At 48.6% G+C, this 13,944-nt stretch carries 14 protein-coding genes; 9 read left to right on the top strand and 5 right to left on the bottom strand.

All coding sequences use genetic code 11. The features are described from left to right. Window positions 1–4 precede the first annotated feature (4 nt). From murC to lpxC, 6 genes are all read left to right on the top strand, one after another. Window positions 5–1,486, top strand: coding sequence for a UDP-N-acetylmuramate--L-alanine ligase (gene murC / locus CWI81_RS07040; protein ID WP_126784610.1), 1,482 nt, complete (start codon window positions 5–7; stop codon window positions 1,484–1,486). Then, window positions 1,483–2,412 carry a D-alanine--D-alanine ligase gene (locus tag CWI81_RS07035; RefSeq protein WP_126784609.1) on the top strand — a complete coding sequence of 310 codons (930 nt, stop codon included), beginning with the start codon at window positions 1,483–1,485 and terminating at the stop codon, window positions 2,410–2,412. The genes murC and CWI81_RS07035 overlap by 4 nt, the downstream gene beginning before the upstream one ends. Continuing rightward, the gene (locus CWI81_RS07030) at window positions 2,412–3,176 is read left to right on the top strand and encodes a cell division protein FtsQ/DivIB (protein WP_126784608.1); all 765 of its coding nucleotides are present in this window, start codon (window positions 2,412–2,414) and stop codon (window positions 3,174–3,176) included. The genes CWI81_RS07035 and CWI81_RS07030 overlap by 1 nt, the downstream gene beginning before the upstream one ends. Before the next feature lie 6 nt (window positions 3,177–3,182). Then, a complete protein-coding gene (ftsA, locus tag CWI81_RS07025) occupies window positions 3,183–4,415 on the top strand; it encodes a cell division protein FtsA (protein WP_126784607.1) in 1,233 nt (410 codons plus the stop codon). A gap of 43 nt (window positions 4,416–4,458) precedes the next feature. Further along, window positions 4,459–5,649 carry a cell division protein FtsZ gene (ftsZ, locus tag CWI81_RS07020; protein ID WP_126784606.1) on the top strand — a complete coding sequence of 397 codons (1,191 nt, stop codon included), beginning with the start codon at window positions 4,459–4,461 and terminating at the stop codon, window positions 5,647–5,649. Between the two features lie 106 nt (window positions 5,650–5,755). Beyond that, window positions 5,756–6,673 (top strand): UDP-3-O-acyl-N-acetylglucosamine deacetylase, encoded by a 918-nt coding sequence (gene lpxC, locus CWI81_RS07015; protein ID WP_126784605.1) that lies wholly within the window; start codon window positions 5,756–5,758, stop codon window positions 6,671–6,673. 42 nt (window positions 6,674–6,715) lie between these two features. Here the strand turns inward: lpxC and CWI81_RS07010 are convergent, their stop codons facing one another. Continuing rightward, complete coding sequence (locus tag CWI81_RS07010) at window positions 6,716–7,153, bottom strand: DciA family protein (RefSeq protein ID WP_126784604.1); 438 nt, start codon at window positions 7,151–7,153, stop codon at window positions 6,716–6,718. A 41-nt stretch (window positions 7,154–7,194) separates the two neighbouring features. On the opposite strand from CWI81_RS07010, the gene CWI81_RS07005 reads away from it, so the two are divergent. From CWI81_RS07005 to mutT, 3 genes are all read left to right on the top strand, one after another. After that, the gene (locus CWI81_RS07005; RefSeq protein WP_126784603.1) at window positions 7,195–8,124 is read left to right on the top strand and encodes a M23 family metallopeptidase; all 930 of its coding nucleotides are present in this window, start codon (window positions 7,195–7,197) and stop codon (window positions 8,122–8,124) included. Window positions 8,125–8,208: 84 nt separating this feature from the next. Beyond that, complete coding sequence (gene secA / locus CWI81_RS07000; RefSeq protein ID WP_126784602.1) at window positions 8,209–10,926, top strand: preprotein translocase subunit SecA; 2,718 nt, start codon at window positions 8,209–8,211, stop codon at window positions 10,924–10,926. Window positions 10,927–10,939: 13 nt separating this feature from the next. Beyond that, window positions 10,940–11,362 carry an 8-oxo-dGTP diphosphatase MutT gene (gene mutT / locus CWI81_RS06995; RefSeq protein WP_126784601.1) on the top strand — a complete coding sequence of 141 codons (423 nt, stop codon included), beginning with the start codon at window positions 10,940–10,942 and terminating at the stop codon, window positions 11,360–11,362. On the opposite strand, the gene yacG is transcribed toward mutT, so the two are convergent. From yacG to CWI81_RS06975, 4 genes are all read right to left on the bottom strand, one after another. Continuing rightward, entirely contained in the window at window positions 11,359–11,559 is a 201-nt protein-coding gene (yacG, locus tag CWI81_RS06990) for a DNA gyrase inhibitor YacG (RefSeq protein ID WP_126784600.1), read from the bottom strand. The two genes, mutT and yacG, sit on opposite strands and share 4 nt — an antisense overlap. A gap of 38 nt (window positions 11,560–11,597) precedes the next feature. Further along, the gene (gene zapD, locus CWI81_RS06985) at window positions 11,598–12,401 is read right to left on the bottom strand and encodes a cell division protein ZapD (RefSeq protein ID WP_126784599.1); all 804 of its coding nucleotides are present in this window, start codon (window positions 12,399–12,401) and stop codon (window positions 11,598–11,600) included. A 72-nt stretch (window positions 12,402–12,473) separates the two neighbouring features. Next, window positions 12,474–13,082, bottom strand: a complete 609-nt coding sequence (gene coaE, locus CWI81_RS06980) for a dephospho-CoA kinase (RefSeq protein WP_126784598.1) — start codon at window positions 13,080–13,082, stop codon at window positions 12,474–12,476. 4 nt (window positions 13,083–13,086) lie between these two features. Then, window positions 13,087–13,944: a prepilin peptidase gene (locus CWI81_RS06975; RefSeq protein WP_126784597.1), complete on the bottom strand. Its 858-nt coding sequence runs from the start codon at window positions 13,942–13,944 to the stop codon at window positions 13,087–13,089.

The following is a 13,944-nucleotide window of genomic DNA, read 5'->3' as shown; positions in this document are numbered from 1 at the left end:
TAAAATGACACAAACAACAGCAAACAGCGAACAGCCTTTTACCATAGTGAACGTGCCCGAAATGCGTCGGGTCAAGCGTATTCACTTTATTGGTATTGGCGGCGCCGGTATGGCCGGTATCGCTGAAGTGTTGTTGAACCAGGGCTACCGTATTTCCGGTTCCGATATTGCTGAGAATGCCAACACTGAGCGACTGACGCAGCTAGGTGCGAAAGTGGTATTTGGGCACCGTGAAAATAATATCGAGCAAGCCAGTGTGGTGGTCGTATCAAGCGCCATCAAAACGGACAATGTCGAGTTGATCGCTGCACAGGAACTGCGTTTGCCAGTGGTTCGCCGGGCAGAAATGTTAGCTGAGTTAATGCGCTTTCGGCACGGTGTGGCAGTAGCAGGAACACATGGTAAAACAACGACAACATCGTTATTGGCCAGTGTTTTCGCGGAAGCTAAGTTGGATCCCACTTTTGTCATCGGCGGGCTGCTAAACTCGGCAGGTTCCAACGCGCGCCTAGGTAATAGTAAATACTTAATTGCGGAAGCGGATGAGAGTGATGCGTCCTTTCTACATCTGCAGCCAATGGTCGCGGTGGTGACTAATATCGAAGCCGACCATATGGATACTTACGAGGGTGACTTTAATAAATTGCTGGATACCTATGTCGAGTTTCTTCATAACTTGCCATTTTATGGTCTGGCAGTGATGTGTACCGATGACCCGGTAGTGGCAGATTTAATACCACGCATCGGTAGGCAGGCAATCACCTACGGGTTTAACGAAGAGGCTGACGTTCGCGCTGTTGATTATTATCAAGATGCCGGGCAGAGCCACTTTAAAGTATTACGCGAAGGGCGTGAGCCGCTCGAGGTGATGCTTAATCTACCAGGTCGGCACAATGTCTTGAATGCTTTGGCCGCGGTGGCAGTGGCTACCGACGAAGGCTTGTCAGACGAGGCAGTACAGGCAGCACTTAATAAGTTCGAAGGGATCGGACGACGCTTTCAGCATTATGGTCAGTTTACTCCTGTGCAGTGGTCTGAAGCACAAAAACAAGCGGGTCAGGTGATGCTAGTTGATGACTATGGACATCACCCGTCCGAAGTGGAAGCAACCATTAAAGCGGCGCGCGAAGGCTGGCCGGATAAGCGACTGGTCATGGCATTTCAGCCGCACAGATATTCGCGCACTCGAGATCTGTACGAAGATTTTGTCAATGTATTGTCGCAGCTCGACACCCTGCTGTTGTTAGAAGTTTATGGTGCCGGTGAAACACCGGTTAGTGGGGCCGATAGTCGTTCACTAAGCCGTTCGATTCGGCAACGCGGCCAGGTTGACCCTGTTTATGTCAGCTCTCCAGACGAATTGGTAGAGGTAATTGGTGATGTATTGCTGCCGAATGACTTGTTATTGACGCAGGGGGCTGGCGATATTGGGGCGTTGGCAAAACGCCTGGCGTTTGACGTATTGCAGCGCGAGGATTCGGAATGAGCCAAGCAGTCTATGGAAAAGTCGCCGTTATGATGGGAGGCCACTCAGCCGAACGCGAGGTCTCGCTGAAGTCGGGTCAGGCTGTGTTAACGGCGCTGCGGAGCTTAGGTATTAATGCATCGGCTTTCGACCCAGCCGAGCAACCGTTACAACAATTACTGAATGAGCAGTACGATCGGGTATTTATTGCGCTACATGGACGCGGTGGCGAAGACGGCAGTATTCAGGGCGCATTGCAAACATTGCAAATACCCTACACCGGCAGCGGCATTTTGGGGTGTGCGTTGGCGATGGATAAAGTACGAACCAAGCAAATATGGCAAGCGCTAGGACTGCCGCTTGCGGAAAGCGTGAGCGTTGAGCCGCAGCAGATCTCAAGCATTGACAGTGTCGATATTCTGCGTCGTCTTGGTGGCAGAGTGATCGTCAAGCCGGCCAATGAAGGCTCATCAATAGGGATGAGTGTTGCTAATAGCGTTGAGCAGTTAACCCAGGCACTGGAAATGGCGTTTAATTACGATCAGCAGGTATTGATTGAACGCTGGATTGTGGGTCAGGAGTATACGGTCGGCCTGCTTGCTGAACAGGCGTTACCAGTGATCCGATTGCAGACCACGCATGAATTTTATGACTTTGCAGCTAAGTATCAAGCGCAAGATACCGAGTATCACTGTCCGTCGGGCTTATCAACAGCGGATGAAACGACCTTACAACAATTAGCATTAAAGGCGTTTAATGCCCTTGGTTGCAAGGGGTGGGGCAGAATTGATGCGATGCGGGATGAGCACGGTGGCTGGTATTTATTAGAAGCAAATGCGGTGCCGGGAATGACTGAAAAAAGTTTGGTGCCGATGGCGGCGCGCGCGAACGGCGACAGCTTTGCTGCCTTGGTTGAAAAAATACTGGCGCAGACGTTGGAGTCGTAATGAACGCCCAGGCGAAACGGCAGCCGTTAAAACGCTGGAATTTTTGGCTTGGACTACTGACCTGTGTGATAACTGTTATCGGCTTTCTGATAGGTATTATGCAGTTAGTAGAGGTACTAAAAGACGAACAACAAGTACCGCTGGCGCGGTTGAATGTGCAGGGACAGTTAACGCAATTGAGTGACCAGGATATTCGGCAAGCGTTAACAGCAGGCGACATGGGCAGTTTTTTTACCGCCGACGTTAACCAATTGAGGCGACGCGTTGAACAGTTGCCGTGGGTAGAAAAGGTGTCGTTACGCAAGGTCTGGCCCGACCGGCTGGCGGTACATGTAACAGAAAGAGAGCCGCTTGCTTACTGGAATAGTGATCGGCTGGTAACGGCAGCAGGAAAGGTATTTAAAGCGCCAATCGATAAACAGCAGTTGGCGCAGCCGCTACCCTACCTTTTTGGACCGGAAGATGCCGTACAGGCGACGCTGGAACAGTTTAATAACTTGCAGCAAATGCTACAGGTGAATGGGTTTGAAGTTAGAGCGATGCGTTTAACCCAGCGATTTGCGGTAAGTGCGGTGCTGGCCAACGGCATTGAGCTTAAGCTGGGCAGGGAAGCAACATTAGAGAGAATTAAGCGGTTTATTGATGTTTTACCGCAGATTAAAAAGCATCAAAACAGTCAGCAACAAGTAATTGACAGTGTGGATTTACGTTACGACACCGGAGCGGCAGTTAGCTGGCGCGAACCCAATGAAAAAGAGAGCTAATTAGGTATGTCGAAAGCAACAGAACGACAAATGGTAGTAGGGCTTGATATCGGTACCAGCAAGGTGACTGCGCTGATTGGAGAACTATTACCGGACGATGAAATTAGTGTGGTTGGTGTTGGTGTAACCACTGCCCGTGGTATGGATAAAGGCGGTGTAAATGATCTAAACCTGGTTGTGCAATCAGTACAACGGGCAGTTGATGAAGCTGAACTAATGGCTGACTGCCGGGTGGCCTCGGTCTTTTTGAATATTTCAGGGCGGCATATTTCCTGCCAAAACGAGAGCGGTATGGTGCCAATTAATGAGGCGGAAGTAACGCAGGACGACGTTGATAGTGTGATTCATGCTGCACGTTCAGTACCTATCGCTAAAGAGCGGCGTATCTTACATGTGCTGCCGCAAGAGTATGTGATCGACTCACAAGAGAGTATTCGCAGCCCGATTGGAATGTCGGGTGTCCGAATGGAATCTAAAGTGCACATTATTACTTGTGCTAACGACATGGCAAAGAATATCACTAAAGCGGTCGAACGTTGCGGACTGCAAGTTGATAAACTGATATTCTCCGCGCTTGCTTCAAGCATTTCGGTGTTGACCGAGGATGAAAAAGATTTAGGTGTTGCGCTGGTCGATATGGGCGGCGGTACCATCGATATCTGCCTATACGCGGGCGGCGTGCTAAGGCATACAGCAGTTATACCGGCAGCTGGTAATCAGGTAACCAGTGATATTGCAAAAATTTTCAGAACACCGACCAATCATGCTGAACAGATAAAGACACAGCATGCCTGCGCCTTGCGGCAGCTGGTCAGTATGGAAGACACCATTGAAGTACCATCGGTTGGCGGTCGGCCGGCGAGAATGATGTCTCGTCACACCCTGGCAGAAGTGGTGGAGCCCAGATATCAAGAGTTGTTTGAACTGGTGCGCGATGAGATTCAGCAAAGTGGTTTGGATGAGCAAATTGCCGCAGGGGTGGTAATTACTGGCGGTAGTGCAAAGATGCAGGGCTGCGTTGAGTTTGCCGAAGAAATTTTTCAGATGCCAGTGCGCGTCGGTAAGCCACTCAATGTAAAAGGCTTAAAAGATTATGTAGAGGATCCGGTTTATGCGACTGCGGTCGGCCTGTTACGGTATGGGCAGGAGAGTGCGACGGCAGTGCAAAAAGAAAGCAACAAAACTGACGTGATCGGGCTTTGGCAAAAAATGCAAAGCTGGTTTAAAGGTGAGTTTTAACGCTGGGGTAGCACAATAAGAAAAGCAGGTAGGGAGAAATATTATGTTTGAACTGATGGATAATTACGAAAGCGAAGCCGTCATAAAAGTCATTGGTGTTGGTGGTGGCGGCGGTAACGCTGTGCAACACATGGTAAAAGAGTCAATCGAAGGCGTGCAGTTTATTGCAGCTAACACTGACGCTCAGGCTCTGCGTAATCATACAGCCGATGTGACCATTCAACTGGGTGGTGATATCACCAAAGGGCTGGGAGCTGGAGCCAATCCGGAAATAGGCCGGCAGTCGGCGGAAGAAGACCGTGAAAATATAAAACAACAACTGCAAGGCGCCGATATGGTGTTTATTGCCGCGGGTATGGGCGGTGGTACCGGAACTGGCGCCGCGCCAGTGGTTGCTGAACTGGCGAAAGAGCTGGGCATTTTGACCGTGGCGGTAGTAACCAAGCCATTTCCTTTCGAAGGCAAAAAACGCATGGCTGTGGCTGATGAAGGAATCAATGCGTTAGCACAAAGCGTCGATTCGCTAATTACTATTCCAAACGAAAAGCTACTGAAGGTAATGGGCAAAGGAACCTCATTGCTGGATGCCTTTAGCGCTGCCAACAATGTATTGCTGGGTGCAGTTCAAGGCATCGCCGAATTAATCACGCGACCTGGACTGATTAACGTCGATTTTGCGGACGTTCGCGCTGTGATGAAAGAGATGGGAACAGCGATGATGGGTACTGGTGTTGCCAGCGGTGAAGATCGTGCTCAGGAAGCAGCAGAAATGGCAATTAACAGTCCGTTATTGGAGGATATTGATCTATCCGGAGCGCGTGGCGTACTGGTAAACGTCACAGCTGGTATGGACATGAGCATCGATGAGTTTGAGACAGTAGGTAATACTGTTAAAGCTTTCGCCTCTGATAATGCCACCGTTATTGTGGGAACTGTTATTGATACCGAAATGTCTGATGAATTAAGAGTTACTGTCGTAGCGACTGGTATTGGAGCGGAGCGCAAGCCGGATATCTCCTTGGTAAATAATGCTCAGGGTAATAAGCGCGACTCGCAACCAAGCTATCGAGCTGATTTGGATCGCAGTGCTGCAGCGCCTCGTTATGAGGAAGTCGAAGAATCACAGGCGGACACTCAGGCAGAGCCTGCGCGTAAGCCCGCGGCCAAAAAACAACAAGAAAAAGAACTGGATTATCTGGATATTCCAGCATTTTTGCGCAAGCAAGTCGATTAATGGTGAAAAAACAGGCAGAATTTGCTTGCACCATGACAAATGTCGTATAATATGCGGCCGCGTTGACGTCAACGCTGACGAATGTTGATTTAGGTGAGTTAAACAGATGATAAGACAACGGACACTGAAACAAGCGATTTCAACCACAGGGGTTGGTCTGCATAAAGGGAATAAGGTCAATTTGACGTTACGCCCTGCGCCGGCGAACACTGGGTTAATATTTCGCCGTGTCGATCTCGACCCGGTTGTAGATATCCCTGCGCGCGCTGATTGGGTGCGGGATACTCAGCTGTGTACGTGTCTGATCAACGAACAGAATGTTCGTGTATCTACGGTTGAGCACTTGCTTGCTGCCCTGGCTGGCGTGGGTGTTGATAACTGTATTATCGAAGTAGACTCGCATGAGATTCCGATTATGGACGGGAGCTCGCACCCTTTTATCTACCTGCTACAGAGTGCGGGCCTGGAACAACAGTCAGCGGCGAAAAAATTTATTCGCATCAAGTCGCCAATCCGGGTGGAAGAAGAAGATGGCAAGTGGGCGGAACTGCTACCCCATGATGGATTCCGTATTGATTTTGCTATCGACTTTGATCACCCGGCGATCGCCGAAACCGGTCAGCAGTTTTCTATCGACTTTAGTAGCAACGGTTTTATTAAAGAAATAAGCCGTGCGCGTACCTTTGGCTTTATGAAGGATATTGAGTACTTACGTAAAAACAATCTTGCATTAGGCGGTAGTTTTGATAACGCTGTGGTGTTAGATGAGTTTCGGGTACTAAATACCGATGGCCTGCGTTATGACGACGAGTTTGTTAAACATAAAATGCTGGACGCCATTGGCGATTTATACATGTGCGGGCACAGTATTTTAGGGCATTTACGTGCTTTTAAATCGGGCCACGCGCTGAATAATCATTTGTTGCAGGAATTGTTGCAGCAACAGCACGCCTGGGAGTTCGTCACTTTTGAGGACGAGCAAGCACAGTCGCCGATCACCTATTGGGCGCCAAGTCTGGCTTAATAACCCCGCAAAACAGTGAATAACCCGCGAATCAGTCGCGGGTTACCACATTTTCTCCGCTAACTTTAGTAACTCCGAGCGTAACGGTTCTTCGCTATTTTCCGCCAACTTAAGTATTCGTTCTCTGCGTGATAGCTGCTGGGTCGGCGCGTAAGCGTCTTTGTCCGATGGTGGTTTAATAGTCACTTCTAACTGATTAATCGCAATCATCGCATCTTGTTGGAAATGCGTTATAATGGCGTTTTGTTTTAGCTTAAGCTGCGTCGCCCAAGTGGCCGCGTCGGCTTTTACAATAAGCTTTTTATCGCGGACGTTGAGCAATTGGCAATGGTCAGCAAGGGGTCGCCCGGCGACTCGTTGAAACAACAGTTGCCATTGTTTTAGTTGAGCGGCAAACTGTGCATAGTGTTGCAAAGTTTGTGTTTGAGGTTGAACCCGAGTTCGCATCCATTGTTTTGGTGTCTTGGGTTTATTATTCATTATCGGCTAGCCGCTTAAACGACCCATAAAAGAGAGATTACATGAGTTTATCAGTCTTTTACCGAGGCTCAAAAATACGTTTTCATTTCAGTCTTACCCGGCGTCGGTTCTTCTCTTATTTAGGCTTAGCCAGTGTGGTTGCACTTGCGGCCTGGTCACCTTGGGAATACCAGGGGATTGACCCGAAGCTGGCGCAACAGAAAATAACTGGCGAACAGCGTAAGTTAGCGATGCAAGAGTCGGCGGTGGCGGAAATTCGTCAACAAACCGAGAAAAAACTGGGTGCTATGACGGTGTATCTTGGCGAACTGAGAGCGCAGGTACGTCGACTGGATGCATTAGGTGAGCGTTTGGCTGAAAAGGCTAACTTGACTAATGGCGAATTTGATTTCAATCCCGACGTTCCTTTGGGGGGTCCGGAAGCAACAGTAGCTGAATTGCCGAAAGCATCAGGGAGTGATGTGTTAGGCGAAATTGACCGGCTACTAGGGCATATTTCGGACAAACAAAAACAGCTATCGCTACTTGAATCGGTGATGATGAATCACAATGTCAGTAATGCAAGTTATATTGCGGGGCGACCGATTTCAGATGGCTGGCTTTCATCGCAATATGGTGTGCGCAAAGATCCATTTAATGGAACGCCGGCAATGCATAAAGGGCTGGACTTTGCGAGCTATGCGGAAGACGTAAAAGTTGTTGCCACTGGTGCCGGAGTCGTTACCTGGGCCGGCGAACGCTGGGGCTATGGCGAATTGATTGAAATTGACCATGGTGGTGGGTTAAAGACTCGTTACGGGCACAATGATCATATCCTGGTCGAGGTTGGCGACGTGGTTACTCGCGGACAGCATATCGCTGAAATGGGCAACACAGGACGTTCAACCGGGCCTCACGTGCATTATGAGGTGTTAAGAAACGGCCAACAGATTGACCCAAACCAGTTTGTTTATCGAAAGTTAAATGATTAATAAATCGCTTTAACACGTGGGCGACGTCAAAGTAATAAACGTCGCTTTTGTTGCTCATATTGTAAAACAGGAAATTCCTTTCTCATGCTAGGCAGTTTGTTTCGAAAAGTATTTGGTAGTCGCAACGATCGTATTCTGAAAGCGCTGCACAAGAAAGCTCATCAAATTAATCAACTTGAACCGGAGTTCGAAGCATTATCCGATGCCGAGTTGAAGGACAAAACCGCGGAATTCCGTAAGCGTCTGGAGTCAGGTGAAACGCTTCAGAGCTTACTGGTTGAAGCCTTTGCCACAGTGCGTGAGGCGAGTCGCCGGGTGTTCGAAATGCGACACTTTGACGTGCAGCTGGTTGGCGGCATGGTGCTTGACGAAAATCGCATTGCCGAGATGAAGACGGGTGAAGGTAAAACCTTAACCGCAACCCTGCCTGCTTATTTGAATGCGCTGGCTGGTAAAGGCGTTCACATTATTACGGTGAATGATTATCTGGCAAAACGAGATGCTGAATTTAACCAGCCGTTGTTTGAATTTCTAGGAATGACTGTTGCGTTTAATATTCCGGGTATGGCTGCGCAAGACAAAAAAGCCGCTTATCAAGCCGATATTACCTACGGTACCAATAATGAATTTGGCTTCGACTACTTGCGCGATAACATGGCGTTTGCCCCAGAAGACCGGGTACAGCGAGATTTGTATTATGCGTTGGTGGACGAGGTTGATTCAATTCTAATCGATGAGGCGCGTACGCCGTTAATCATCTCAGGGCCAGCAGAAGACAGTTCAGAGATGTATATCAAGATGAACGAGCTGGTGCCTTTGCTTACGCAGCAGGAAAAGGAAGACACTGAAGAAGAAAAAGGCGACGGCGATTTTACCATTGATGAAAAAGCCAAACAGTTGCACTTAACCGAACACGGGCAAGAGCATATTGAAGGGTTACTGAAAGAACGTGGCATGCTTGAAGATGATGACTCGCTTTATTCGGCGGGTAACATTACGCTGCTGCACCATATTAATGCCGCTTTGCGCGCTCACCACCTGTTTCAAAAAGACGTTGATTACATCGTTAAAGACGGCAAAATCGTTATTGTCGACGAGCATACCGGGCGTACCATGGAAGGCCGACGTTGGTCAGAAGGCTTGCACCAGGCGGTAGAAGCTAAAGAAGGCGTTGATATTCAAAATGAAAACCAGACGCTGGCTTCTATTACCTTCCAGAATTACTTCCGTTTATACGATAAACTGGCGGGAATGACCGGTACTGCAGATACTGAAGCTTTTGAGTTCCAATCCATTTATGGATTGGAGACTGTGGTTATACCAACTAATAAGCCAATGGTAAGGGACGACCGCGCCGATCTTATCTATTTGACCACTCAAGAAAAGTACGAGGCCATTGCCGAGGACATTGAAGAATGTCGTAAAAAAGGCCGTCCAACGTTGGTGGGTACTGTATCGATTGAAAACTCGGAGCTGTTGTCACGGCTGTTGAAAAAGAAAAAGATCCCGCATGCAGTACTGAACGCAAAATTCCACTCCCACGAAGCGGATATTATCGCCGACGCAGGTCGCCCTGGTACGGTTACGATTGCTACTAACATGGCTGGTCGAGGTACTGACATTGTGCTTGGTGGTAGCTGGATGTCCGAAGTTGAAAAGCTTGAGAATCCGGACAATGAAAAAATTGATAAGATAAAGCAAGACTGGCAGCAATTGCATGACCAGGTTATCGAAGCCGGAGGATTACACATTATCGGTACCGAACGTCATGAATCACGTCGTATCGATAACCAGCTTCGGGGTCGTTCAGGCCGGCAGGGTGATCCGGGCTCCTCTCGCTTCTACTTATCGTTAGAAGATCCGCTGATGCGCATTTTCGCTTCTGACCGAATGGCGTCAATGATGAAGCGTTTGGGCATGAAAGAGGGCGAAGCGATTGAACATCCGTGGGTAACCCGTGCGATAGAAAACGCACAGCGCAAGGTCGAGGGTCGCAACTTCGATATTCGTAAGCAACTACTGGAATACGATGATGTTGCCAATGACCAGCGTCGAGTTGTGTACGAGCAACGTAATGAACTGTTGGATGAAGGCGATATTTCAGAAACCATTCAAGTGATTCGTGAAGACGTCGTCAATGCCGTCATTAGCGAATATGTACCACCACAGTCGCTGGCTGAGTTGTGGGATCTACCGGCGCTGGAAGAACGCTTAAAAGCCGACTTTGATATTGAGCTACCATTACAGCAGTGGCTTGACGAAGACGACCACTTCCACGAAGAAGTATTGCGTGAAAGGGTGCTCGAATCTCTGGTCAGTGCCTACGCTGACAAAGAGCAAATGGTTGGTGTTGAAGTTCTGCGTCGTTTCGAAAAGTCGATAATGCTACAAAGCTTGGATCAACATTGGAAAGAACATTTAGCCGCTATGGATCACCTGCGTCAGGGTATTCATTTGCGCGGTTACGCACAGAAGAATCCAAAGCAAGAATACAAGCGTGAAGCTTTTGAATTATTCAGTGAAATGCTGGAAAACCTAAAACTTGACGTAGTGACGATTCTAAGTCGCGTTAAAGTACGAGCGCCTGAAGATGTAGATGCGGTTGATGAGCAGCGTAAGGCTGCGGACAGCGCTCCGCGTGAATTCAAGCATGAGCAGGCAAGCGCCACTCAGCAACAGTCGTCAGACAATAATGAAACGGCTCAGCAGCAACCGGCGCAACGCGGGCCCAAAGTTGGACGTAATGAACCTTGCCCTTGTGGGTCAGGTAAAAAATACAAACATTGCCATGGCAAACTTTAACAGAATATAAACAATGAACGATGTACACAGTAAATCCCCAACCGTGCATGTCGCGGTTGGGGTTATAGGAAACGAAAAAGGCGAGATTTTTATTGCGCAGCGGCTTCCTGAGCAACACCAGGGAGGCAAGTGGGAATTTCCTGGTGGTAAAGTAGAGCCCGGCGAAACGGTACAACAGGCGCTAACGCGCGAACTGAAAGAAGAGTGCAATATCGAAGTTCTGGATAGTGCACCGCTAACCGTGGTCGAACACCAATACCAGGACAAACGTGTATTACTGGATGTCTGGTGGGTATTAAAATATTCAGGGCAAGTAGAGCAGTTAGAAGGTCAGCAATGGCTCTGGGCTGATATTGCACAACTGGATGCATTCCAGTTTCCTGACGCAAACCAGCCTATCGTTGAACGCCTTATGGATACCCTAAATAACTACTAGCTTTGGCCATAATGGTCGTCATTGCCGGGTTCCTGCTCTGGTATAACAGCGGGTTCACCGGGGATTGATTTCTCTTCGTTCGCCCACTCTCCTAAGTCAATAAGCTTACAGCGCTCACTGCAGAAGGGCCGGTTGGGTGAGTTTTCAGACCATTCAACTTCAGTTTGGCAGGTGGGGCAAGACACAGTAATCGACATTGGTAACGCCTTCTTCTTGTCGTTTAACAGTTAAATAATTACAACAGCTGGCAGCGGGCTATGGCAACGCTCAAATCGTCGCTGCTGGCATCCGTCTGCTCATCGTTATCGGTTGGTAATTGCATAAAGCGAATAGTAAAGCGCTGTCTATGGCCGCTAACCACTGGGTAACAGCCAGCCGAGTTAGGCACTTTAATCCTGAGCATAGCTAATGGCTCGCAGCTTTCCTGCCAAAAACCATTTTTTGCTGTAGTGCTGGTAAATTCACTTTGCTGTCGGGTCAATTCCAGTTGCAGTTCAATTGCCGCTGCCAGAGGCTGCAACGACTGATACCACTGCTGGCACTGGTGCATAGCATCAGCGACTGGTTGATTTAACCAGAGTTGCAATTGTGGCAACTCAAACAGCCCACTGATGCCGGGCTGTGCAAGTCGAGTTCTAATGCTGGCTAAAAATCGATCGGCCTTTAGTTGTCGCAGCTCTGCAGGCAATTGCTGTAAGCTTTCACTAGCGTGAACAATGCTGCGCAACGCACCTTGTAACGCAGTTTGATCGATTTGTGGGTGTTTTTCCCACTGCTTCATTGATACCCGCTGCTGTTCCAAGTCTTTACTTAGCTCGGTACGAATATCACTGCGCTCGACTAATTCCTGACAAGCAAACAATGCATTAAAAAATGCTTCGTACCGGGGTTCTATCGTCTGCTGCCAATCGTGTGACTGATCCTCTGCGATAGCCAAAGTTGACTGCAGTTGCTTAAAGCTATGCTCTAGGCGCAGGTAGGTACGAAAACGCTCCTGCAACGGATACTCATAGATAACGGATTGACTTGCGCTCGACATCCAAACTCTCAATATTCATTAGATAACCGATATGATAACGGAATGTGGTTTCGGTGCAATGGAAGAGCCAATTTAACCGGAACGATTTGCAGCCAATCGATAGTTTTTATCGAGCTGGTTTAATTGTTGGTGCAGATTATCAAGATCGCCGTCGTTAACAACTACGTCATCTGCCTTTTGCAGTCGTTGTGACCGATTAAGCTGGGCTGCCATGATGGCTTCCACCTGTTGCGGTTCGCTGTTATCGCGTTTTACGGTTCTTGCGACTTGCAAGGACTCCGGGATATCAATCACCAGTACCCGATCGCAATACTGATCTAAACCGTTTTCCAGCAGTAGCGGAGCCGCCAACACCACATAAGCAGAACGGCTGGCTTCCAGTTGTTGTAGGATACGTGTGCGAATGGCCGGATGAAGTAATTGGTTAAGCCATTGTTTTTGTTGTTCGTCGGAAAACACAATATCGCGGAGTGCTTTTCGATCAAGACCACCGTCAGCCATCATAACGTCATCACCAAAGCGGTTCTTGATAGCAAGTAAGCATTCACTTCCGGGGGCCACAACTTCACGTGCAACGATATCAGCATCGATAATATCAATACCTTTAGTCGACAGAAAATCGGAAGCCGCAGATTTGCCGCTGCCGATACCACCGGTTAATCCAATCACGTAAGCGCTCATCACCTTACATCCCCAACCAACGCCAATAGCTGTGCAGTAAAGCCTCGCCGTAAAAGAAACTGATGAGTCCCCCGCCGATTAAAAACGGACCAAAGGGAATAGGCTCTGAGCGGCCCTTTTTAGCCAAGGCAATTAAACCCACGATAACCCCGACTAGCGAACTTGCTAAGATGGTAACCGGCAATAAGGTAGCGCCGGTAAAGGCTCCGATAGCGGCGAGTAATTTAAAATCGCCATAGCCTAACCCGTCTTTTCCGGTAATCAATTTAAATGCCCAAAATACGGTCCATAGACTCAAATAGCCAACCGCAGCCCCAACAATCGACGTTCCAGGGGTTACCGCAGAATCAGCGCTGAGCGACCACAATAAACCGAGCCATAACAAACTATAGGTGAGTTGATCAGGTAACAATTTATGTTGCGTGTCGATCACCGTCATGCAGAGTAACAGGCTGGCTGCAGTTGCGACCACTACGAACGGCAGGCCAAGCCCGAGAAGCCAGGCGGCATAACCTAAGATTAAGGTCATTAATAGCTCGATAACCCAATAAAGTTTGGTAATTGGCTGACGGCAATGTCGACAGCGGCCGGCTAACGCTAAATAACTCAGCAATGGAATATTGTCGTACCACGCAATAGCGGCTTTACACTGTGGGCAGTGAGAACCTGGGTAGGCGAGATTAAAACGATCTTGTTGGTTCAGCGGCTGACCGTTTAGTTCGGCACATTCGCGTTGCCATTGTTGCTGTAATTGCTTTGGCAAACGCACGATAACCACATTTAGAAAACTGCCAATAGCAGCCCCTAACAATAGTCCAACAAAGGCAGCGGGCCAGCTTCCGGCTTGATATATCAGATCCAT

The sequence above is a fragment of the Idiomarina seosinensis genome (assembly GCF_003987275.1).
In the GTDB taxonomy this organism is placed as follows: Bacteria; Pseudomonadota; Gammaproteobacteria; order Enterobacterales; family Alteromonadaceae; genus Idiomarina; species Idiomarina seosinensis.
Note: the sequence above shows the minus strand (reverse complement) of the source record. Positions and strands in the feature narration are given on the sequence as shown.